Below are 444 nucleotides of genomic sequence, written 5' to 3'. Positions count from 1 at the left end.
GGGTTGGGGGGCGCTTCGCCAAGAGCTGGCGCTACCTGCAGTTACAGCGCGCGCACCGCCGCGAGAACATCGTCCACATGGTTGGGGACCTTCACGCCACGCCATTCCTTGCGCAACACGCCCTTGCTATCGATCAGGAATGTGCTGCGCTCGATGCCGCGCACGTCCTTGCCGTACATCTTCTTCATCTTGATCGTGTCGAAGATATTGCAGACGGCTTCGTCGGCATCGGAGATCAGCTCGAACGGCATCTCCAGTTTCGCTTTGAAGGTTTCGTGCGATTTCAAGCTGTCGCGCGAAATGCCGAACACCACGGCGCCGGCGGCTTCAAAGGCGTCGTATTGGTCGCGGAAGTTCATCGCCTCGGTGGTGCAGCCGGGCGTGTTGTCCTTCGGATAGAAATACAGCACGACGATCTTGCCGCGCTGCGATGCCGGTGAGAAC

Annotated in this window: 1 protein-coding gene; it reads right to left on the bottom strand. The window is 59.7% G+C overall.

Going from position 1 to position 444, the window contains the following annotated elements; all coding sequences use genetic code 11:
* Nucleotides 1–41 precede the first annotated feature (41 nt).
* The coding region (locus D7Y13_RS42960) for a peroxiredoxin (RefSeq protein ID WP_147452718.1) at nt 42–444 on the bottom strand (403 nt) is incomplete at its 5' end.

It is taken from the genome of Corallococcus praedator, from assembly GCF_003612125.1.
GTDB lineage: Bacteria > Myxococcota > Myxococcia > Myxococcales > Myxococcaceae > Corallococcus > Corallococcus praedator.
The sequence above is the reverse complement of the archived record's forward strand: the minus strand, read 5'-3'. Positions and strand labels throughout refer to the sequence as shown.